This is a genomic window from Terriglobales bacterium (assembly GCA_035651995.1).
GTDB lineage: Bacteria > Acidobacteriota > Terriglobia > Terriglobales > Acidobacteriaceae > DASRER01.
Window position 1 is genome coordinate 1 of sequence record DASRER010000039.1, and the last position, 20,941, is coordinate 20,941.

Annotated in this window: 21 protein-coding genes; 11 read left to right on the forward strand and 10 right to left on the reverse strand. The window is 65.3% G+C overall.

All coding sequences use genetic code 11. The features are described 5' to 3' along the window. Positions 1-197: hypothetical protein (locus VFA60_13255; protein ID HZQ92756.1), on the reverse strand; the 197-nt coding region annotated here is incomplete at its 3' end. 123 nt (positions 198-320) lie between these two features. Here VFA60_13255 and VFA60_13260 point away from each other — a divergent pair. Then, positions 321-785 carry a MarR family transcriptional regulator gene (locus VFA60_13260; protein ID HZQ92757.1) on the forward strand — a complete coding sequence of 155 codons (465 nt, stop codon included), beginning with the start codon at positions 321-323 and terminating at the stop codon, positions 783-785. A 7-nt stretch (positions 786-792) separates the two neighbouring features. On the opposite strand, the gene VFA60_13265 is transcribed toward VFA60_13260, so the two are convergent. Continuing rightward, a complete protein-coding gene (locus VFA60_13265; GenBank protein ID HZQ92758.1) occupies positions 793-1,269 on the reverse strand; it encodes an ATP-binding protein in 477 nt (158 codons plus the stop codon). A 30-nt stretch (positions 1,270-1,299) separates the two neighbouring features. Next, entirely contained in the window at positions 1,300-1,674 is a 375-nt protein-coding gene (locus tag VFA60_13270; protein ID HZQ92759.1) for a response regulator, read from the reverse strand. A 625-nt stretch (positions 1,675-2,299) separates the two neighbouring features. Here VFA60_13270 and VFA60_13275 point away from each other — a divergent pair. After that, positions 2,300-2,797, forward strand: coding sequence for a PA2169 family four-helix-bundle protein (locus VFA60_13275; GenBank protein HZQ92760.1), 498 nt, complete (start codon positions 2,300-2,302; stop codon positions 2,795-2,797). 129 nt (positions 2,798-2,926) lie between these two features. Here the strand turns inward: VFA60_13275 and VFA60_13280 are convergent, their stop codons facing one another. Together VFA60_13280 and VFA60_13285 are read right to left on the reverse strand one after the other, a co-directional pair. Then, positions 2,927-3,625, reverse strand: a complete 699-nt coding sequence (locus tag VFA60_13280) for a hypothetical protein (GenBank protein ID HZQ92761.1) — start codon at positions 3,623-3,625, stop codon at positions 2,927-2,929. 41 nt (positions 3,626-3,666) lie between these two features. Then, positions 3,667-4,044 (reverse strand): hypothetical protein, encoded by a 378-nt coding sequence (locus VFA60_13285; GenBank protein HZQ92762.1) that lies wholly within the window; start codon positions 4,042-4,044, stop codon positions 3,667-3,669. 6 nt (positions 4,045-4,050) lie between these two features. Here VFA60_13285 and VFA60_13290 point away from each other — a divergent pair, with 6 nt between their 5' ends. The 5 genes from VFA60_13290 (at position 4,051) to VFA60_13310 (ending at position 11,151) form a co-directional block, all read left to right on the forward strand. Beyond that, complete coding sequence (locus VFA60_13290) at positions 4,051-4,338, forward strand: hypothetical protein (protein HZQ92763.1); 288 nt, start codon at positions 4,051-4,053, stop codon at positions 4,336-4,338. A gap of 728 nt (positions 4,339-5,066) precedes the next feature. Then, positions 5,067-8,981, forward strand: a complete 3,915-nt coding sequence (smc, locus tag VFA60_13295) for a chromosome segregation protein SMC (protein ID HZQ92764.1) — start codon at positions 5,067-5,069, stop codon at positions 8,979-8,981. 341 nt (positions 8,982-9,322) lie between these two features. Further along, entirely contained in the window at positions 9,323-10,234 is a 912-nt protein-coding gene (locus tag VFA60_13300) for a phosphoribosylaminoimidazolesuccinocarboxamide synthase (protein ID HZQ92765.1), read from the forward strand. A 21-nt stretch (positions 10,235-10,255) separates the two neighbouring features. Continuing rightward, complete coding sequence (locus tag VFA60_13305; GenBank protein HZQ92766.1) at positions 10,256-10,813, forward strand: CvpA family protein; 558 nt, start codon at positions 10,256-10,258, stop codon at positions 10,811-10,813. Positions 10,814-10,869: 56 nt separating this feature from the next. Further along, positions 10,870-11,151: a helix-turn-helix domain-containing protein gene (locus VFA60_13310; GenBank protein ID HZQ92767.1), complete on the forward strand. Its 282-nt coding sequence runs from the start codon at positions 10,870-10,872 to the stop codon at positions 11,149-11,151. 236 nt (positions 11,152-11,387) lie between these two features. On the opposite strand, the gene VFA60_13315 is transcribed toward VFA60_13310, so the two are convergent. Next, on the reverse strand, positions 11,388-12,710 hold the full coding sequence (locus tag VFA60_13315) for a hypothetical protein (GenBank protein ID HZQ92768.1): 1,323 nt from the start codon (positions 12,708-12,710) through the stop codon (positions 11,388-11,390). Positions 12,711-12,988: 278 nt separating this feature from the next. On the opposite strand from VFA60_13315, the gene VFA60_13320 reads away from it, so the two are divergent. The 3 genes from VFA60_13320 (at position 12,989) to VFA60_13330 (ending at position 14,877) form a co-directional block, all read left to right on the forward strand. Next, on the forward strand, positions 12,989-13,714 hold the full coding sequence (locus VFA60_13320) for an SDR family oxidoreductase (GenBank protein HZQ92769.1): 726 nt from the start codon (positions 12,989-12,991) through the stop codon (positions 13,712-13,714). A gap of 193 nt (positions 13,715-13,907) precedes the next feature. Next, positions 13,908-14,222, forward strand: coding sequence for a YtxH domain-containing protein (locus tag VFA60_13325; protein HZQ92770.1), 315 nt, complete (start codon positions 13,908-13,910; stop codon positions 14,220-14,222). A 148-nt stretch (positions 14,223-14,370) separates the two neighbouring features. Then, positions 14,371-14,877, forward strand: coding sequence for a hypothetical protein (locus tag VFA60_13330; GenBank protein HZQ92771.1), 507 nt, complete (start codon positions 14,371-14,373; stop codon positions 14,875-14,877). 86 nt (positions 14,878-14,963) lie between these two features. Here VFA60_13330 and mnmA read toward each other — a convergent pair whose 3' ends face one another. The 4 genes from mnmA to VFA60_13350 all read right to left on the reverse strand — a co-directional run bounded on the left by mnmA (position 14,964) and on the right by VFA60_13350 (position 20,268). Next, positions 14,964-16,100: a tRNA 2-thiouridine(34) synthase MnmA gene (gene mnmA / locus VFA60_13335; GenBank protein ID HZQ92772.1), complete on the reverse strand. Its 1,137-nt coding sequence runs from the start codon at positions 16,098-16,100 to the stop codon at positions 14,964-14,966. Positions 16,101-16,203: 103 nt separating this feature from the next. Further along, on the reverse strand, positions 16,204-17,391 hold the full coding sequence (locus VFA60_13340; protein HZQ92773.1) for a cysteine desulfurase family protein: 1,188 nt from the start codon (positions 17,389-17,391) through the stop codon (positions 16,204-16,206). Positions 17,392-17,538: 147 nt separating this feature from the next. Further along, complete coding sequence (locus VFA60_13345) at positions 17,539-18,678, reverse strand: citrate synthase (protein ID HZQ92774.1); 1,140 nt, start codon at positions 18,676-18,678, stop codon at positions 17,539-17,541. Between the two features lie 750 nt (positions 18,679-19,428). Further along, entirely contained in the window at positions 19,429-20,268 is an 840-nt protein-coding gene (locus tag VFA60_13350; GenBank protein ID HZQ92775.1) for an amidohydrolase family protein, read from the reverse strand. A gap of 189 nt (positions 20,269-20,457) precedes the next feature. Here VFA60_13350 and VFA60_13355 point away from each other — a divergent pair, with 189 nt between their 5' ends. Next, a complete protein-coding gene (locus VFA60_13355; GenBank protein ID HZQ92776.1) occupies positions 20,458-20,904 on the forward strand; it encodes a hypothetical protein in 447 nt (148 codons plus the stop codon). Positions 20,905-20,941: the final 37 nt, after the last annotated feature.

The window sequence follows — 20,941 nt, forward strand, 5'->3', positions numbered from 1 at the left end:
AAATACTCCCAGGCGGTGCCGTAAGGGCTGTAGTCCTCGCGTACCGTCCCCCAGGCGCGCTCACTCAGGTACGGGCCCCAGCGCTTCCAGTGCCGGGTGCGCTCGCGGCTTTCGGTGAGGCGTTCATCAACGGCGCAGCCCGCCCGGCGCGATCCGTCGCTGCTGGAGATGATCGAATTTTTGTCGCGTGGCGTCATCGCGACTTTGGCACATCGAGGCGACCTGGTTAGGCTACGCGCACCACCGTGCCGTCCACAAGAAAAGCTCTCTTGACCGTTCTGATAACCTCACATTGATCGTTGCAGCGATCGAGAACGACCGTGGGAGAAGCGCTCCGCCGGCGGATTCAGCAATCGCGTTTTCGCAGCCCGACGCAGGAAGCTATGCTCAACCTGATCGTGGCGGCGGCGCACGTGCGTGAGCGCGTCGACCGCGTTTGTTCCCGCTACGGCATCACCATGGGGCAGTACAACGTGCTCCGCATCCTGCGCGGCGTGCATCCTGAAGGCCATCCTCGCTGCGAAATCATCCGCCGCATGCTGGAGCGCGCCCCCGACGTCACGCGCCTGGTCGACCGGCTGGAAAAGCAGAGGCTGGTGGCGCGCGACCGCTCCGAGCGCGACCGGCGACTCTCCCTCACCCGCATCACTCCCAGGGGCCTGCGCCTGCTGGAAACAATCGAGCCGGTGCTGGAGCGCGAAGTGCAGCGCGAATTTTCCGAGCGCGTCTCCCGCGACGACTGCCGCGAACTGTCGCGCATCTGCGAAAACATCTACGGGGAATAGGCGTTTGTCAGCCGCCCAGGCCGCAGTTCTTCGGCTGGGTAAACTTGCGCATGCGGATCTCGGTGCCGCCGTTGCGGTACTCCACGTGGTCCATCAGCTGGTTGATGAGGAACACCCCGCGTCCATTGCGCTCGTAGAGCTGCCGGCCGTAAAGCGGGCTCGGCAGCCGCGCGGGATCGAAGCCCTCGCCCGGATCGCGCACAATCACCAGCAGGCCATGCTCATCGTCGCACGCCACGCAGCATTGCACCTGCTTGCTGGCGTCGCCCCGCGCGCCGTGCACCACGGCGTTTGCCAGGGCTTCCCGCAGCGCCAGCTCCACGTCCTGCTCCTGTCCGCAGGCGCAGTTCACCGCCGCCACGACTTTCATCACTGCATCGACAACCTTGTTGAGCCCGCCCGCGTCGGCAGGAAATGACAGGCTGGCGCGCAGCCTGGTGCGGTCGGAGTCGAAGTCGCAGTGCAGCAGCCCGGGACTGGACATGTCTCGATCCGGAGAAATTCTACTCTCCCGTCAAGCCGTATTCCCTTGCGCCCATCCTGGCGCCTCGCGCAGCAGCCGTTCCACCACTTCCACCAGCTCGCCGGCGCGGCTGCCCTTGCTGAGGAATTCGTCCACGAACTCCAACCCCTGGGGTCGCTCCGGATACCCGGAGAGCACCAGGATCGGCGCAGCCGGCCGCGCCTGGCGGATTCGGGCCAGGTAATCGGCGCCCTCGACGCCGCGCAGCAGATCAGACACCACCAGGTCAACTGCTTGGCTGGCCACCACCCCCAGCGCCTCTTCACCGGTCCCGACCGCGATCACTTCGTGACCGGCGCGGCGGAGCACGATCGAATGCAGCTCGAGTATGTCGCGCTCGTCGTCAATGCACAGGATGCGGGCCATAGGCGTGGCCGAGCCTCCGGGACCCCCGTACCGCCTCGATGATCGGGGCGGAGATTACCACTCGTTTATCTAAAACACCAGAAATTGATAACGAACACGTACATAACCTTGTTACTAGTAGCGCTCCCGACTGCGATTTTGACACTAAGTCACTTCCCACGCGGATTGGGCCTCAGTAGAATCTGCCCTGCCGAACAGCCACATCGGTTTAGCCGACACTCGCCTGCCTTACGGATGGATGCGCCGGGTCGAATCTCAAGTCCTAGCGTTCCGCAGGCGGTGGATTTGGGCTCACTCTGCTCCGGTGGCTGTTCGGCTTTATCTCGCCTTCCGGCCCCGAAGCAGCAGAGAGATGCGCCCCCGACCAAAGGAACACATCTCTCGTGGCCCCTTTGACTGAGCAGAGCACGAAAAAGGGTGCCGGAAGGTGAGATGCTGCCCCGCCCTCCTGGGCAGCCCGGTTCAGCGGACCGCTTCCCGCAGCTCACCTCTGAGGTCCGCCGCCTCGCCGGCCGCTGCGCAAAACTGTTGATCTCGCGCAACTTCGCACCGCAGGGTTCGGGCCGCGGCTACCCGCGACAAACTCCTCCTGGTTCTTGCCATCTGACTGCTGGGAGGGAAAACCATGGCACAGCGCCATCCTGGCCGTCCCCAACCTGCCGCGGGAAAGTTCGACCCAGACCAGATACGTCTGCTCCTGGAGCACTTGATCGATACCTGCCGCGACGGAGAGCAGGGATACCTTGACGCCGCCGACCGGGTCGAAGATCCCGAGTTGCGCGGCTTCTTCGCCGAACAGGCGCGGGAGCGCGGCCGCTTCGCCGTCGAGTTGCGGGGTGAGCTCGAGCGCCTGCTCGGAAAGTGGGAGTCCACGCGCGAAGGCAGCGTGGGAGGCATGCTGCGCCGCGCCTGGATCGACGTGAAGAGCGCCCTCGGCGGTGGCGACCTCGCCATCCTCGAATCAGTCGAAGCCGGCGAAGACGCCGCGCGCGACGCCTATCAGAAAGCCCTTAGTCAGCTCTTGCCGCCCGATCTGCTCGGCCGGCTGCGCACCCAGGCCCAGAGCGTCTATGCAGCCCACGACCACGTGCGTATGCTGCGGAACCGCCGCAGGGCGGCCTGAGACCTGCGCATGTCGTCACCGGTCCTTGCTCTGGCGGAACCGGAAGTCTGCGCCTCGCTCCTCCGGCGCGAAAAAAATCGCCCCTGCTCGATATCGGGCAGGGGCGAGAACGGTCAGCGCGCCGAACGACTAGGCGACTTTTTTGCGGGCTTGCTGCTCGCCGCCGGCCATTTCGGCGCCTTCGATGCCCCGGGTGATCTCCAGGTAGCAGATCTTCCCGCGCTCGATGACGCTGGTCAGCTCTTCGATCACGCCGCGTCCGCTGGCGTAGCGGTCCACCAGCCGCTCGAGCTGCTTGCCGAATTCGCGCGTGGCGTTGGCCGGACCTCCGGCTTCGGTGCGCACGCGTCCGCTGGGCAGGTCGGCCGGAATGAAGATGCCTTTGCTGGCCAGCAGGCCGAACGCATAAAAGAGATGAGCGGTGGCGGCAAAGTACGCGCGGCGCTGCTGGTCCGGCTCGCGCGTTTCCAGCTGCTCCGCCACCTCCACCAGGCCGCGGGCGGAACGCGAGAGTTCAGTGATGAATGTGGCGTCCGTCGGCGGCAGGCCGAAGGTGGCGCCGATTGGCTGACGCAGCGCGCCGGCGAACTGCTCCGGCGAAATGTGCGGCGGCTGTCCGAACTGCGCGCCAATGCCGATGTTGCCGGTCTCACTGGGGTTGATGCCGCCGAGCACCTGCTGCTCGCCCAGCGGCTGTATGGGCGCCTGCGCGAACCGTGACTGGAACGGTGCCGGCGGAACGAAGCTGAACGGCTGCGAATACGGGGTTCCGTATCCGAAGGCCGTCGGATTTCCGAATGAATATGCTGAAGCGCCGTACGGATTCATGAACTCCTCCTGGATCCCAAAATGGTTCGAAGGTGAGTTGCCTAAACGCTGACGCCCGCGACGCATCCGTTGCGCGCGTCGAAGCTCACGCTGCGACCTGGGTCTTGCGCCAGGGCGCGCTTGGTGAGTGCGTCGAGCAGGGTGGGCACGATGACGTGAAGCACATACGCCTGTATCTCGATCGGGTTGCGGCTGGCGAGCACCTGCGCTGGGATGGTGAGGTCAATGTCCACCGCGCGGGTCGTTACCACGTTGGCGTTGGGTATGCCCGCCCCGGGAAACGCTTGTGCCTGCATCTGCTGCTGCGCGCCCGCCCATTGCTGCTGCAGATGTGGCGCAACCTGCGGCCACATTGCCTGAAGGTGCGGCATCTGCGCGAAGCCTGCCGTGGCAGGATTGAACATTACAGGGTTGAACATTAAGGGATGGGCGAAGCCGGGCTGGCCCGCTTGCGCGAACCCCGGCTGCTGCCCCGGCGGTTGAAACAGCGGGCTGAGGCCTGGTTGCTGCGGCGGTTGCTGAAAAAACTGCTGTGGCGGTTGCTGGAAAAACTGTGGTGTCGGCTGTTGCAGGAAGGGATTACTCGCGAACGGGCCCTGCTGAAGCGGCTGACCGGCCCCTCCGGTTGCCCCCGTTTGAAAACCGGCGGTGAATGCCGGCGTCCAGCCAAACATTTCGTACGCGCTTCCGTTTCCGCGGGTTTGCGAGCTTGATGTCATCAATTCGTAGGGAACCATGTTTCTCCTCGCTGTGATTTGCTGCAGAGGTCTGGTGACGCGTGCTGGGTTGCAATTGAGCAGCGCTCCCGAGCGGAACGCCCCAATTTCATTGCTTCGTGATGGACTGTTCGATGACCGGCTCTTCCGTAACGGGTTGTCGTTCCTGCTGTGGAAAAGATTTTTTTCGCGAGCAGTTGCTCTCCGCTGAATCGTTCCGACCTTTACGCCGATCGTGCCTCCGGTCCGCCTTCCCTTTGCCTCGCTGGGGAACCAGCGCGCATCATCCAACCGCTGCTTCACCGAAGCGTCCGCAACGGTGAGGGACCAGGGTGCTGACTGCTGAGTGGCTTGTATCGGTGCGCCATTTGCGCTAGAGTCAATCAAGCTCTCTTGCGGTCCTCCGTCCGACCTCCTTAGTTCGCTCGCCGGGAAAAGAGCGCTCACAAGCTGCATTGGGTGTAGAACATCGTGGGGCAATCGCCAGGGGCCCCCTATATGTTGCGTTTGGCGCTTGACCAGCGCCCTCTTCGCCGGTACATTTACCTCATCTGGGGGTCCAGCCCACCCCGCGTCAGTGAGGTTTGAGTGACCGGCGCCGGCAGGATTGAGGTCCGGGCGGATACCTGTGCATTCCTCCGCCTTCCCCTCCCTGGCCGAGCACAAACGTCAACCTGCATCCAGAAGCCGCATAGCGGCTGTCCAGCCCGAGCCAGGAGTACGCGTTGCTCAAACTGAAGAAGCTGCAAATCCTGGGGTTCAAGTCCTTCTGCGACCGCACCGAACTGCACTTTCACGGCGAAGGCGTCGCCGCCATCGTCGGTCCGAACGGCTGCGGCAAGTCGAACATCTCTGACGCCATCTCCTGGGTCCTGGGTGAGCAGTCGGCCAAGACGCTGCGCGGCTCCCGCATGGAAGACGTGATCTTCGCCGGCACGCGCGACCGCAAGCCCACCGGCATGGCCGAGGTCTCGCTCACGCTCATCGATCCCGACGTCTACAGCGGCGCCGACCTCAACTCCGCCACCGAGATCGATGTCCAGGACGAGATACCCGACCACGCCTCCGACTGGGACGAGGCCGCCGTCCGCGCCGATGCGCAGCAGGAAACCGAGCGCTACGCCGCCGAGGTTCAGCCCGGCCCGGAAGAGTTCATTAAGGAAGGCGCGACCGCAACCGACCCTGACGCAATTCTTGAGACTGGCCCCGAACAACCCGCTGCGGCAGCGACGGAAGCGGCTTCCGCCGAGGCCCCCCCACAAGTCGGAACACCCCAGGTCGTCCTCAAGATTCGCCGTCGCAACTTCAAGACCCGCGAATTCAAGGCCGGCGAAATCGTGGTCACGCGCCGCCTGTTCCGCACCGGCGAGAGCGAGTACCTGCTCAACGGCAAGCTGTGCCGTCTGCGCGACATCCAGGACATCTTCATGGGCACCGGCCTCGGCCCCGAGTCGTACGCCATCATCGAGCAGGGCCGTATCGGGCAAATCCTGAGCAGCCGCCCGCACGATCGCCGTGCCATCATCGAAGAGGCCGCCGGCATCACCAAGTTCAAGACGCGCAAGCGCCTCGCCGAAGGACGCCTCGAGCAGGCCCGCCAGAACCTGGCCCGCGTGAACGACATTTTCGACGAAGTCACGCGCCAGATGAACTCGCTCAAGCGCCAGGCCGCCAAGGCTGAGCGCTATTCGCGCCTGCGCGAAGAAATGCGCGCCCGCCTGCGCATCGTGCTCGCCAGCAAGTTCGTTGACATGACCGGCCAAGCGGCCGCGCTCAACTGCGAGCTCAACGAACTTGGCGATAACATCCGCGTCACGACGCACGCCGCCGAGCAGCTCGAAGCCGAGCACTCCCAGGCCACGCAGCGCGGTTATCAGCTCGACGCCGTCTCCCGCGCCAACGGCGAGCGCCTGAGCGCCATCGCGCTTGAAGTGGACCGCGCCACCGCCCGCCGCTCCCACAACGAGGAGCGCTGCTCCGAGCTCGCCGCCCGCAGCGCCGCCGCCGCCGCCGAACTGGCCCAGACCAGCGCGCAGCTCACGGCGCTCGAATCCGAGCGCGCCGCCAACCGCCGAGTGCTCGACTCCGCCGCCGCCGACGTTGACGCGGCGCAGCGCGACCTCGCCGCGCGCCAGCAGGAGGCCGCCGAAGCCGCGGACCGCCTTTCCACGCTGGAGCAGCAACAGGAGGCCCGCCGCGTCGCGGCCATGCAATCGGTCGCGGCCGCAAGCGAGGTCCGCAACCACGTGACCCAGGCGGAAGAGCACGTTGCCGCGCTCGACCGCGAAGCGCAGCGCATCCGCGCCGAGATGGCAGCCGCCAACCAGGAAATCGCCGGCTTCGGCGGTCGCCGCGGCCAGCTCGCCCTCGAATTCGAATCCGCGTCCCAGCAGGTCACCTCCCTTGCCGCGCAAATTGCCGGCGCGCGCCGCCGCCTCGACGAGAAACGCCGCGACGAAACCGGATCCAAGGCGCGCCTCGACACGCTTCGCGGCGAATACGCCTCCGCCCTCGGCCGCCGCGGCTCGCTTGAAGCCGTCATCGCCGAGCACGGCTACTCCACCGAGTCCGTCCGCCGCCTCTTCCAATCCGGCGCGCTCCAGGGCGGCGCCGCGCCCGTCGGCGTGCTCGCCGACTTCCTCGAAGTGGACCAGCAGTACGAGCACGTCGTCGAAGACTTCCTCCGCGACGAGCTGAACTACATCGTCGTCAAGTCGTGGGACGCCGCCGACCAGGGCCTGCAACTGCTGCGCAGCGACGTCGACGGCCGCGCCACCTTCCTCGTCCACCCGCAGGACTCGCAGGCGCGCTTCAGCTTCGTGGTTGACGAGCAGCAGCGCTACACGCCGCCCGGCGAGCAGGGCCTCGTCCCGGTCTCGCGCTGCCTCCGCGTGCTCAACGGCTTCGGCAAATCGCTCGAAGTGATCCTTCCCAAGCTGCGTGACGGCTTTATCACGCCCGACAGCAGCGTGGCCCGCGACCTGGCCCTGCAATCGCCCGACGCGTTCTTCCTCTCCAGGTCCGGCGAGTGCTTCCACAACGTCACCGTCACCGGCGGAAAGCAGCGCAGCGAAGGCCCGCTCAGCATGAAGCGCGAATTGCGCGACCTGGTGCGCCAGATCGGCGACATCGAAGGCGCGCTTCGCTCCCAGGAGGCGCGTGTCGCCCTGCTCGCCCGCGAGATCAGCGAACTGGTCGGGCTGCTCGAACACCTCGAGCAGGAAAAGCTCGAAGGCGAGAAGCACGCGCTCACCGCCGGCCACACGCTCAGGCAGCTCGAAACCGAACTCGGCCGCGCCGAAGAGCGAGTGGCCACTTATCTTCGCGAACTCGAGCGCATCACCGCCGAGCGCAACACCCATGCCGATATCGCCTCGCACCGCCGCGAGGAACTCGGCGAATACGAGCGCCGCTCGCTCGAGTTGGAGCGGGCCACGGCCGCCGGGCTCGAGCAGCTCGCCGCCATGCGCGCCGCGCGCGACGCCGCTTCGCAGAATGTCGCCGAGACTCGCGCCCGCGTCGCCGCTCTCGAAGAGCGCCGCATCGCTGCCGCCTCGGCGCTGCAGCGCATCGAAACGCTCGCAACCGAGGTCGCCTCGCGCGTGAGCGCGTTGCGCGGCCAGATCGACGCTGCCGCTGCCGAGCGCTCCCAGCGCGAAGACGAGAACGTCACCATCGCCGAGCACCTGGTCGCGCTCGCCGCCGAGCGCCAAGCTGCGCAAGCCCGCGCCGCCGAGCTGGACCAGCAATCAGCGAAGCTGCGCCAGCGCCTTACCGAGATCGAAGACGAGCTGCGCGCGGCGCGTCACGCGCTCGACGCCGCCCGCGACCGCCGCGGCGAAATCTCCGCGCACGCGGCCAAGCTCGCCAGCGACCTCGAATACCTGGTGCAGTCCTGCGTCGCCGAACTCGGCGCCGCTCCCGAGCAACTGCTCGGTCAAGGCGACGTTGCGCCGCTGGCGGGCGAGGCGCTCGCCGCCGAAGACGCCGCCTACCGCGAGCTCCGCCAGCGCCTCGACAACATGGGCCCGGTGAACATGATGGCCCTGGAGGAATACAACGAGACCGCCGAGCGCTACAAATTCCTTGAAACGCAGCGTAAGGACCTGCTCGAATCCATCGAGAACACGCTCTCCACCATCAAGGAAATCGACACCATCTCGCGCCAGAAGTTTCAGGAGGCCTTCCAGCGCATCAACGAAAACTTCCAGCTCACCTTCCGCAAACTCTTCGGCGGCGGCAATGCCTTCATGCGCCTCACCGACGAAGAGAACGACGCCGAGAGCGGCATCGACGTCGTCGCCTCGCCTCCCGGCAAGAAACTGCAGAACGTGCTGCTGCTCTCCGGCGGCGAAAAGGCCCTGACCGCCCTCTCCTTGCTGGTCGGCATCTTCCAGTATCAGCCGAGCCCGTTCTGCATCCTCGACGAGGTGGACGCGCCGCTCGACGAAGCCAACATCGGCCGCTTCACCGAGCTGGTGCGCGAGATGAGCGTGCAGACCCAGTTCGTGCTCATCACCCACAGCAAGAAAACCATGAGCATCGCGCCGGTCATGTATGGCGTCACCATGCAGGAGCCGGGCGTCTCCAAGCTGGTGTCGGTCCGCTTCGGGCTCAACAACGCCGCCGCCGCTTCGTAGAGGCATGGCTCGCTGCGTTTCTTCCCCGCGAAGGCGGAGACGTTGCAAGCGCCATCGCCACCCAGGTTGCCTCGCGGCAAGCCCGCGCAGAGACGCTGATCACGCCGCGTCTCTGCGCGGGGCCCTTCCGCTTCTCTGCTTCCTCAGCCATGCACAAAAAATTCACAGCGCCGGCGCCCTGAAACCGGCTACAGTCGGCCCGTTCGCGGCATCTGAATTCTGTCAATTGTTTTTCACCGGAGGAGCTCCGGCGCGCAACTCGCAAAATCGCCGCCCGCGTTGACAAAACAGGTTGGCTGGCTAGAATACGCCACTGTCCTGTTCGAAGAATATTTCTCATCGTGACTGCTTCTATTATCGAATCCGCACTGCTCCAGACCGACTTCCCCGACCTTGAACTCTGGGCCAGCGGCAAGGTCCGCGACATTTACCGCGTCGACAACGAACGCCTGCTGTTCATCGCCACCGATCGCATTTCGGCGTTCGATTACGTCCTCGCCACCGGCATCCCGCTCAAGGGCAAGGTCCTCACCCAGACCTCGCTGTTCTGGTTCGATTTCCTGCGCAACACGGTGCGCAACCACGTCATTACCGCTGACGTGAGGCAGTACCCGGCGCCGCTCGAAAAACACAAAGACCTGCTCCGTGGCCGTTCCATGCTGGTCGTCTCGGCGGACATGGTCGCCATCGAATGCGTCGTGCGTGGATACATTTCCGGCTCGGCCTGGAAGGAGTACCAGCAGGCCGGCACCGTGTGCGGCATCAGGCTGCCCGCGGGCCTGCGCGACAGCGACAAGCTCCCCGAACCCATTTTCACCCCGGCCATCAAGGCCACCAGCGGCCACGACGAAAACATCTCCTTCGCCGAGATGGTCAAGCGCGTCGGCCCTGAGCTGAGCGAAACGCTGCGCGACCTCAGCCTGCGCATCTACACCCAGGCGGCCGACTACGCCCTCACCCGCGGCATCATCATCGCTGATACGAAGTTCGAATTCGGCAACACCGCCGGCGGGCTGGTGCTCGCCGACGAAGTGCTGACTCCCGATTCGTCGCGCTTTTGGCCGGCCGACAAGTACCAGCCCGGCAAGGCGCAGGAGTCGTTCGACAAGCAGTACGTGCGCGATTACCTGGAGTCCATCCGCTGGAACAAGCAGCCGCCCGCTCCGGCCCTGCCGGCCGAGGTGGCGGCGCGCACCAGCGAAAAGTACGTGGAGGCGTTCCGGCGCCTCACCGGACGCGAGCTTGACGCCTAGCGCGGCGCCGCCGGAGACGACGTGAGCGGGCTGGACTGGCTCATCCTGGGCATCCTGCTGCTCTCGGTCCTCACGGCGGTGGCGCAGGGATTCTTCTTTGAGCTGTTTTCGCTGGCCGGCGCCGTCATTGGCTACCTGCTGGCGGCCTGGGCATACCCCCGGGCGGCAGCCTGGTTCTTGCCCTACGTGGCCACGCCGTGGATTGCCGACGTGGCCGGGTTTCTGACGATTTTCTTTGCCGTCGTGCTGCTGGCCGGTTTTGCCGGACGCATGGCGCGGTGGATGTTCGAGGAAGCCGGCCTGCGATGGTTTGACCGCCTGCTGGGCGGCGCCTTCGGGCTGGCGCGCGGCGCGATTGTCGCCGTCGTCCTGGTGCTGGGAATGGCCGCGCTCTCGCCGGGCGCGCAGATGCTCGAGGGCTCGGCGCTGGCGCCCTATCTCCTGGTCATCGGACGCGCGGCAATCTGGTTGGCGCCCTCCAGCTTGCGCCAGGGATTTGAGCGCGGCCTCGACGCACTGCGTCACATCCAACGCAAGCCGGACGCACCTCAGCCGGCGACGGTACCTGCACAGCGCTGATGCTGGCGCCGCGCGAAAGTACAGTTGGACTGCGTGGTCTTCTGAAGGAGACGGCCGTGAAGGACCAGTTGGAAGCGTTGGTTACGCAGATGTACCAGAGCGGGATCCTCTACTCGGAGGCGGTGCGCGAGTTCAAAAAGCGCTTCCTGCTGACCGTTCTGGCCCAGAACCACGGCAACCAGTCCAAGGCCGCCCGCGAGCTGGGCATGCACCGCAACACGCTCAGCCGCACCATCACCGAACTCAAGCTCGACGTGCACGCCCTGCGCGGCGGCGCGCGCCGCCCGCCCCGCGGCGCCCGTCCCCAGGTCATCGAGCGAAAGGCCGCCCGCGGGTAACCTGTAGCAACGTTGCTTGCAGCGTCTCCTGCCTGGAAGGGCGCGGCTTCAGGACGCGCCAGTCGGCCCCGCCGCCGATTCGGCATTGGCCGCCGACGTATTCTCCGCCAGCGTTCCTTCCTCCGCTGCCAACGGGCAATACCTGCGGTCCGGAACTATCCGCTGGCCACGATCCACTCCGTAAAACAAAAAGCCCATCCCGCGAAGCGGGACGGGCTTTGCATTCCGCCAGAGGTCTACCGCTTCTTCGGGGGCGTCCGCCGGGTCGTGCCGGTGTTGCGCTTCGGCGCCGCCGGCTTCAGTGCGGCCGCCACGGCCTGCGCCGTCTTGCCCACGAACACGCCCTTGTCCATGTGCATCATGAACGGGTTCGGATCGTAGCTGGTCGGCGTGCCCTGGAACTGGATCATGGTGCCGTCCGCCGGCACCGCCTTGGCCGGGATCGGCTCAACCATGGTCAGCTCGATGTCGGCCTTGTTCGCCTCAATGTCCTCCGCGCTGCCGGAAATAGTGAGCTTCGCCGGCGAACCGCTCAGCAGCTTGGCCTCGAGCTGGATCGGTTTGTTCTCGATCTGGCTCCACAGCTGCTGCGCCGCCTGCTGATTGCCCGACGTCAGAATGAACTCGATCTCGTCAAACGTCATCTGGTTGACGGGCTTGCTCTGGATCATCTTCGCCGCCTGCTCGGGCGGGGTCGGCGCCGGTGCGACGGTGAATCCGGCCGGCGGATTGGGCGACGCCTTCGCCTGCGCCAGCAACTCGGGCCAGCCATCTTCTCCGCCGTGATAGCGGATGTACTTCGAGCGTCCGTACTGCGTCAGCTGCGTCTGGGCGGGCGTTCCGGCAGGCGCCAGATTGGCCGCCACCGCGGCGTAGTACAGGCCCAGCGGGTTCGGCGGCTTCTGTTCGAGATACGCCACCGCCAGCGGATAGATGTTCCGCAGGTCCGGTGGCGCGCCCTGCACGGCCGCCTGCAGGTGCTGCGCCGCGCTGGCGTAATCCTTCGACTGGAGCGCCGCAAATCCGGCGCCGCCTTCAAAAATCGTGCGCAGCTGCGACTTCAGCTTGTCCACGTCGGCGGGCTGCATGCCCTCCGGATTCGGCATCGATTGCAGCGCCTGCAGGCCGCGCGAGCAGGTCTGCTGCGCGTTGGCCACGTTCTGCTGCTGGTTCTGCCCCTGCTCCGCGTTGGCGCGGCTCAGGTAGCACTGCAGCGCGAGGGCCCGGACGTTGTTCGGATTGGCCGCCAGCACGCGCTGCGCTGCCTCCATCGTCTTCGCCTGGTTGCCGGTGGCCTGGTAGGCGCCCATCAGCAGCTCGAGCGCGTCTTCCTTCATCACGCTGTTCGGATAAGCCTGCAGGAAGCCTTCCAGCGCCGCTGCTTTGGCCGTCGCGTCCGGCGTATTAAGGGCATTGACGTAGGCGTTGTACTCCGCCGGGTCCTTGATTTCTTTCTTCTGCTGCGCCGGCGCACCCTGCGCCGGCGCCGCCTGCTGATCGGCGCTCTGGGCAATGGCGCCCACCGCGAACAACAGCATCACCGCGACTAACTTCTTCATTCCTGCGCTCCTTGGAACCTCGGGAAGTGAGGAGACAATGATCCTGAACGCCATCACACGTACGTCACCACGCGCCACACTTCTTCGCAGCGCTCGCTTCCAATCCCTCGACCAGGACCGGGACCGGTCACAAAAGCTGCGATTATACATTGCACTGCTCTTTAGGCAAGCTGCGCCTGTGGTCCGCCTTCCCTTTGCTATCTTGGATGCGCGTTGCAGCCTTGCTGGATGTTTTGGCATCCAAAAAGCGCCCCGCCAGCGGCGCCCGGAGCCTTGGGATGAACGATGGGACACCGCAACTACGCGATCAGGTCGCCGTCGTGACCGGCGGCGGCCGCGGCATCGGCGCCGCCATCTCTCGCCGTCTCGCCTCCCTTGGCATGAAGGTGGTGGTGTGCGGCAGGACGCGCGCCCGCCTCGACCAGACCGCCGGCGCCATCCGCGAAGCGGGCGGTCAGGCCGAAGCTGCCGTCTGCGACGTGGGCCGGCTCGCCGACGTCGAAGCCCTCGCCCGCCACGTGCGGCAAACCCACGGTCGCATTGACGTGCTGGTGAACAACGCCGGCGTGGGCGTTTTCAGCGCCCCGCTGCACCTGCTCTCGCCCGAAGACTGGGAGCGCGTGATGGGCACCAACCTGCGCGGCGTGTACCACACCATCCGCGCCTTCGCGCCGATGATGATCGCCGCGAAAAAAGGACAGATCATCAACATCTCCTCCGGCGCCGGACGCAATCCCCTGCCCAACGGCGCCGCTTATGCCGCCTCGAAATGGGGACTGAACGGCTTGACGTTTTCCGTCGCCGAAGAACTGCGCCAATACAACATTCGCGTCGCCGTCGTCGCGCCCGGCTCGGTCAACACCGAACTCAGCCCGCACCCCGGCAAAGACCCGAGCAAAATGCTCCAGCCCGACGACATCGCCGGCATCGTCCAGATGATGGTCACCGCCTCGCCGCAATCGTTCATTCGCGACGTCTTTGTCACCCCGGCGCAGAGACCATGAATTCACCATCGGGCCTATCGGGCCAGAGGCGGGCGGCGCGGGCCCTGTGACGCCTTCCCTTTGCGCCCTTCGTGCGACCTTCGCGTTCTTTGTGGTCCGCTTTTGATTTTCAACTACCCGATTACTCAATTCCTCAATTACCCGATTCGCTGTGCTACTATTCTGCGTTTCCGAAACCCTTGGAGGTTGTGCCATGTCACGTGACGAGAGCAGCAGCGGGTTCCTGTGGTTCCTGGCAGGTCTGGGCATCGGGGCCACGCTCGGCGTTCTGTACGCGCCCAAGTCGGGCGTGGAAACGCGCGAAGCCCTGCGCCGCAGCGCCGAGGAAGGACGCGATTTCGTGGTAACGCGCGCGCGCCAGGCGCGTGAGCAGGCCGAGCAATGGGCCGAACGCGGCCGCGACTACCTGAACCAGCAGAAGGACAGCTGGAACCAGGCCGTGCAGGCCGGCAAGCAGGCCTATCGCGAGGCCTCCGCCGGCGAAGCCGCCAAGCCGGCCAAGTCGTAACCGGCGCGGCCGGGTCAGCCCCTGCCGGTCTTCTGTTTCCGGGCGCCGCGTTCCCCTGCTGCGGGGCGGTGCCCCACGTTCGCGCCGCGTCCTTCGCGGCGCTGACGTGGGAACGAGCCGCTACTCGCGCTACTGCCTCTTTTGACTTATGGACAACAACGTTCTGGGATGGTTCGTCATCGTCGCCGCCGTCGCCATCGTGGTGCAGATGGGCATTCTCATCGCCATGTACGTGAGCATGCGAAAGACGGGCCAGGCGGTGCAGGGCATGGTCGCGCAGGCGCAGCCGGTGATCTCGCACGCCAGGACATTTCTCGATGAGAACGGCCCGCGCGTCAACTCCATCCTCACCGACGCAGCCCACAGCGCCACTGTCGTTCGCGCCCAGGTCGAGCGCCTCGACGCCACCGTAACCGACATCGTGGACCGCACCCGCCTTCAGGTCATCCGCGCCGACGAGCTCGTCACCACCACGCTCAACCGCGTGGAAGACACCACCGACATGGTCCACCGCACCGTCATCTCGCCGGTGCGCACCGCTGCCGCTCTCATTCAGGGAATCACCGCCGGCGCCCAGGCCCTGGTCGGCGTCCGCCAGGAACGCCGCCGTAGGAAGGCCGCGGGAACGGGCGGCGATGAAGAGATGTTTATCTAAGATCGGGTAATTTCGTAATCGGGTATTTGAGAAAATGAAAACCGGGACCTGCGATCATCTCGCCCGCGTCCCGCTTTCCCGGTTTCTCAATTGACCGATGAACTGATCCACCCTCCGCCCACCACCACATCACCCTGATAGAACACCACCGCCTGCCCCGGCGTGATCGCGCGCTGCGGCTCGCGGAATGTCACCACCGCTTCGCCGCCGCTCGCCGGTGACACGATTGCCGCCGCGGGCACGTGCCGGTTGCGGATCTTCGCCTCGACCTCGATCGGCTCGGTCAGCCGCTCGATCGCGATCCAGTTCAGGTCGCGCGCGCGCAGCGTCGTGCGGTACAGCTCATCGTTCGAACCGACCACCACCTGCCGCCGCTCGCCGCGAATCTCCAGCACGTACAGCGGTGATCCCGGCGCCGCGTTCCGGTTCCGATGGATTCCCTTGCGCTGTCCGACCGTGTAGTTGTGAATGCCGTCGTGCTCGCCGATGACGTCGCCCGACGTCGTCACCAGTTCGCCGGCGGTCTCCGGCAGGCCCTCCCCGCTCTCAGCCAGATACGCGTCAATGAAGCGCTTGTAATCACCGCCCGGGACGAAGCAGATTTCCTGCGAGTCGGGCTTGTCGGCCAGCGCCAGTCCGTGCGAACGCGCGATCTGGCGGACATCGTCCTTCAACATCCCTCCCAGCGGAAAAATCGTCCGGCTGAGCTGCTCCTGCGTCAGCCCGAACAGGAAGTACGTCTGGTCGCGCGCCGCATCCATCGGACGCTTCAGCACCCAGCGCCCGCGCTCGCCCCGGTACTCCACGCGCGCGTAATGCCCGGTGGCCAGCCGCCCGGCGCCAATCTGCCGCGCCGTCACCAGCAGTTGGTCAAACTTCAGGTGGTTGTTGCACAGGCTGCACGGAATCGGCGTCCGCCCGCTCAGATACTCCGACACGAACGGACGCACCACGTCGCGCTCGAAGCGCTCCTCCTGGTTCACCACGTAGTACGGAATCCCCAGCCGCTCGGCCACGCGCCGCGCGTCGTACACGTCATCGAGCGAGCAGCAGCGCCCCTGCACCGCCTCCGGCATGCCCTCTTGACCCGCCAGCCGCCGCTGGTTCCACAGTTGCATCGTCAAGCCGACAACGCTGTGTCCCTCCGCCCGCAGCATGGCCGCGACCGCGGAGGAATCCACTCCTCCGGACATGGCGACGGCGATGGTTTCTGTTTGCGTCATGAGCTTGATTGCTGCTTCGGCACTTGGCATTTAGCAGTTAGCATTTAGCCGTCCAGGTTTTTGCCAACGCGCCAAATCGAATGTGTAGGGGCTATGCCAATTGCTAAGTGCTAACTGCCGAATGTCGTTGCTGCCACACAGGACTGAGATCCCGCAGCCTTCCCACCGTCTCCGGCACCAGCTCCAACGCGAAGTTTGCGTCCTCGGCGGTGTTCTGCTTGCCCAGCGAAAAGCGCAGGCTCGCCCGCGCTCGCTCCGGCGTCAGTCCCATCGCGGTCAACACGTGCGACGGCTCGATGGCGCCCGAGGAACACGCCGCGCCCGTTGAAACCGCCAGTCCCTTCAGGTCGAGCGCGATCACCAGCGCCTCACCCTCGATGTGTTCGAAGCAGATGCTGCTGGTGTTCGGCACGCGCGGCGCTCCGGCGCTGTTGACCTTCACCGCCTCGACCGCGTTCACAATTCCCTGCTCCAGGCGATCGCGGAGCGCGGCCATTTTCTCCGCGCCGCCCCTCGCAAGCCACTCCCGCGCCAATTCCGCGGCCGCGCCCAGCGCCACGATGCCCGGCACGTTCTCCGTGCCCGCGCGACGCGAGCGCTCGTGCCGCCCGCCGAAGAACAGCGGCGTCAGGATCGTCCCCTTGCGCACATACAGCGCCCCCACGCCCTGCGGCGCATGCAGCTTGTGTCCGGAAAGCGTCAGCAGGTCGCACCCGATCTCGCCCACGTCCACCGGGACCTTGCCCGCCGCCTGCACCGCGTCGGTGTGGAACCAGATGTCGGCCTCGGCCGCAATCTTTCCGATCTCCGCCACCGGCTGCACCACGCCGGTCTCGTTGTTGGCCATCATTACCGTGATCAGGCGCGTGTTCTCACGCAGCGCTGCGCGCACGTCATCCGGATTCACCAGGCAGCGCCCGTCCACCCGCAGATACGTGACCTCGCACCCCAGCTGCTCCAGCCGCTTGGCCGCGTTGAGCACCGCGTGGTGCTCGATCGCCGACGTGATCACGTGGTCGCCGGCGCGCAGCAGCCCGCCAAACAGTCCGAACAGCGCCAGGTTGTCGCCTTCCGTGCCCCCGCTGGTAAAGACAATCTCCGCCGGACGCGCCCCGATCAGCTGCGCCACCTGCTCACGCGCGCGCTCCACCGCCGCCCGCGTGTGCTGTCCGTGATGGTGGATCGACGACGCGTTGCCGAACTCCTCTCCGAAGTACGGCTGCATCGCCGCCATCACCTCCGGCAGCACGGGCGTGGTGGCGTTATTGTCGAGATAGACACGGCGCATCATGGCTGCTAATTAGATTTTACGCTGGCAGGAAAGGCTTCAGGGAGGAACGCGCCTGGCACTTCGCGATTGCGCCCTTGGACGCTCGATTCTGCGCGCCGCCAAGGACCCGCGCGGCCAAATGCCAGGTGCTGATTGCTGCGTGCCGTTCTACCCACGCTGCTCGATCGGCACGTATTTCTGCCGATACGCCGGCCCGGCATAATCGGCGCGCGGACGGATCAGGCGGTTGTCGTCGAGCTGCTCGATCACGTGCGCCGCCCAGCCCGCGATGCGCGACACGGCGAAGATGGGCGTGAACAGGTCCACATCCAGCCCGAGCACGTGGTACGTCGATGCCGAGTAGAAGTCCACGTTCGCGTTCAGCTTCTTCTCGCGCTTGATGAACTCCTCGATCTTGCGCGACATATCGAACCACTTCGGCTGCCCGGCCGACTTGCCAAGCTCTTCCGACATTTTTCGCAGGTGCGTCGCCCGCGGATCTTCGGTGTGGTACACGCGGTGGCCGAACGCCGGCACTTTCTTCTTCACGTCGAGATAGTTCGTCTTCACGTACTGCACCGGGTCGGCGCCCGCCTTGTCGATGGCGAACAGCATCCGCATCGCGGCTTCGTTGGCGCCGCCGTGCAGCGGCCCTTTCAGCGCGCCCAGCGCGCCGGTAATGGCCGAGTGCATGTCGCTTTCCGTGGCCGCGATCACCCGCGCGGCGAAGGTCGAAGCGTTGAACTCGTGATCGGCGTGCAGAATCAGCGCCACGTCGAACGCGCGCTCCGCCGTCTTGGAGGGCTTTTCTCCGCTGAGCATCCACACGAAGTTGCCGGCGTGGCTCAGCGACGTGTCCGGCTCCACCACTTCCTTGCCCTTGCGGATGCGGTCGTACGCCGTCACGATCATCGCGATCTGCGACGTCAGCCGGAACGACTTGCGCACGTTCGCCGCATGGTCGATCGCGGAGTGGTCCGGGTCATACGAGGACAGCGCCGAAACCGCGGTGCGCAGCACTTCCATCGGCGTTGCGCCCTTGGGAAGCTGCCGCAGCAAGGTGATGATCGCCGCATCGAGCTTGCGCGCGCTCGCCAGCTCCCTGCGAAACGCCTCCAGCTCAGCCCGCGTCGGAAACCTGGCGTTCCACAGCAGGTAGCAGACTTCCTCGAACGTCGAGTGCTCCGCCAGGTCGTGAATGTCAACGCCGCGATAGGAAAGAATGCCGCGCTCGCCATCGATGTAGCAGATGCTCGACGCTGCGGCTACAACCCCTTCCAATCCCTTCGTGGCCATCGTGGTGGACATGGTATTCCCTTCCGCGACGGCGCGCTGCGGCACGCCGAGGGCAACTTTCATTTATACACCTGACGTTTATCGCCTTACCAGCCAGTTAGATGCTGTTACCGGCGTCGCTGGCCCGTGCCCTGCACGTTGGTCCGGCGGCCGCCCGTCGGTACGCCGCCAGGGTCCGGAATGCCTCGATCTGCCTGCCGCGGACGCCCTCGTCCGCGAACACAATCGGCATGACCACAACGGTGGGCGCCCGCCCTTCCGCCTTCGTTGGGCGGAGGGGCGGCCGGGCAACGCGGTCGCCTAAAAACGTGTCAAGTACCCTCAGCCTCGCTATTCCGTCCAAGTGCTTGCATCCTCGGGCCAAAAAGATTTCCGCCGCCTTCCCATTCGCCCCGCCCGATTTGTTACGCTGGAAGTAGGTGGGCGGACCGGTGCCCTCCACGTTGTAGCGACGGGCGCCTCGCCCCTCGGTACCGCGCCACGAACGCCCGGGTGCTGAGGTGCCGCCCCACGCAATTTGGGAGTCGCGGAGCGACGCCACAGTCTTAGCCCCGCACGTGAGTGCGGGGTGTCGAGCGTTTCCTTGCGCAAGTCCCGGAGGGACGGCACAAAGGCGTTGCACCAAAATAGTTGCTGGAAACGTAAGGCCTTGAACCACAGCCACTTAAGACCTCGGTCTTAACCTGGCTGCTCTCAACATTTTGCGGAGAACTACTCTTGTAACCGATTCAAAACTCAAGGACCGAGCCGGGGGCGCCGGGTCTACGCCGGCCACAGCTTCAACGCGTTTGTCTCCAGGATCGCTTGCTGCGTATCGGGTGATAGCGGCAACGCTCGGAAGTCATCGAGATTGCGCTTGATGTCGGGCACGCCGGGGCCGGGCCAGTCGGTACCGAACAGCGTCTTGGACGCGATCTCCTCCAGCCGCGGAAAATACTTCAGCAGCGTCTTGGGCGGAATGCCGCTGATGTCGAGAAACACGTTCGGATGCCGCCGCACCAGGAAGAACGCCGTGTCCATCCACAGCGGACGACCGCCGTGCGCCAGGAGAATTTTCAGGTCCGGAAAGTCTACAGCAACGTCGTCAACGTGGATGGGATCGCCGAACTTGTTCCGCGCGCCGGGAAAGATCGACGTTCCCGTATGGAACATGATGGGAATGCCGTTCGCCTCGGCCGCGCGGTAGATGATCTCCAGCTCCTTGACGCCGCGCAGGTAGTCGTTGGGATACAGCAGCTGGTGCGGCGGATGGATCTTGATGAGCCGGATGCCGAGCCGCACGATCTGCTCCACGTCGGCCATCACGTTCTGCGTGTGCCGCGGATGCAGCGAGCCGCACGGGATCAGCCGCTTCGGCGCCGCTTTCACGTAATCGGCCACAAACTGGTTTACGCCCGCCGTGAACCCGATCACCTCCGGCGCAACGTAGTTGATGAGCACCGCGCGATCCACGCCCGCTTCGTCCAGGTGCTTGAGAAACGCCTTCGGCGAGCGGCAGAACTCCTCCACCCGCGGCCATTGCGGGCGCTTCTTCATCAGCGCCAGCGCCTCGGGCTTGAACATCTCTACGGGCTGAATGTGGACGTGGCAATCAGTGATCAAGAGCAGCTCTCGGTTCTCGGTTCGCGGTTCTGCGGTTCATGACTTGGCGTGCCTGGCATGGGTCCCTTTGCGCCCTTCGTGCTTCCTTCGTGTCCTTTGCGGTTGTGCTCGGCGACCCGCGCCGGAAACGCGATTGTATCTTCCGGGCTGCTCGCTGGGCTACGATGTTGCGACTCCGGGGAGAGAACAATGAAACGCATCGCTGTCGCCCTGCTGCTTGCGGCCCTCGCCGTGTCTGCCCTTGCGCAATCCGCCGCGCCCAAGTCCGCCGCGGATAAGCCCTGCGCGGTCGAGTACTACTACAAGGTCCAGTGGGGACATCAGGACGAGTTCCTGCGCCTGTTCAAGAAGAACCACTATCCGCTGCTGAAGAAGCAGATCGAAACCGGCCGCATCCTGCGCGTGGAGATGGTCGCGCCTGAGAACCACATGACCGAAGACGCGCGCTGGGACTTTCGCGTGACCATCGTGTTCAGGAACGTGGCTGCGCTGTACACCGGCGAATCCGACGCGCTGACCAGGCAGCTCTATCCCGACCAGGAAACGTTCAGGAAGGAAGAACAGCGCCGCTTCGAAATCCTCCTGGCCCACTGGGATCTGCCCGTGACCAGCGTGGACCTGGAGAAAACGCCGTAAGGTTTCTTCTCGCCTTCGCAGAAAAAGCGCGGAGTCG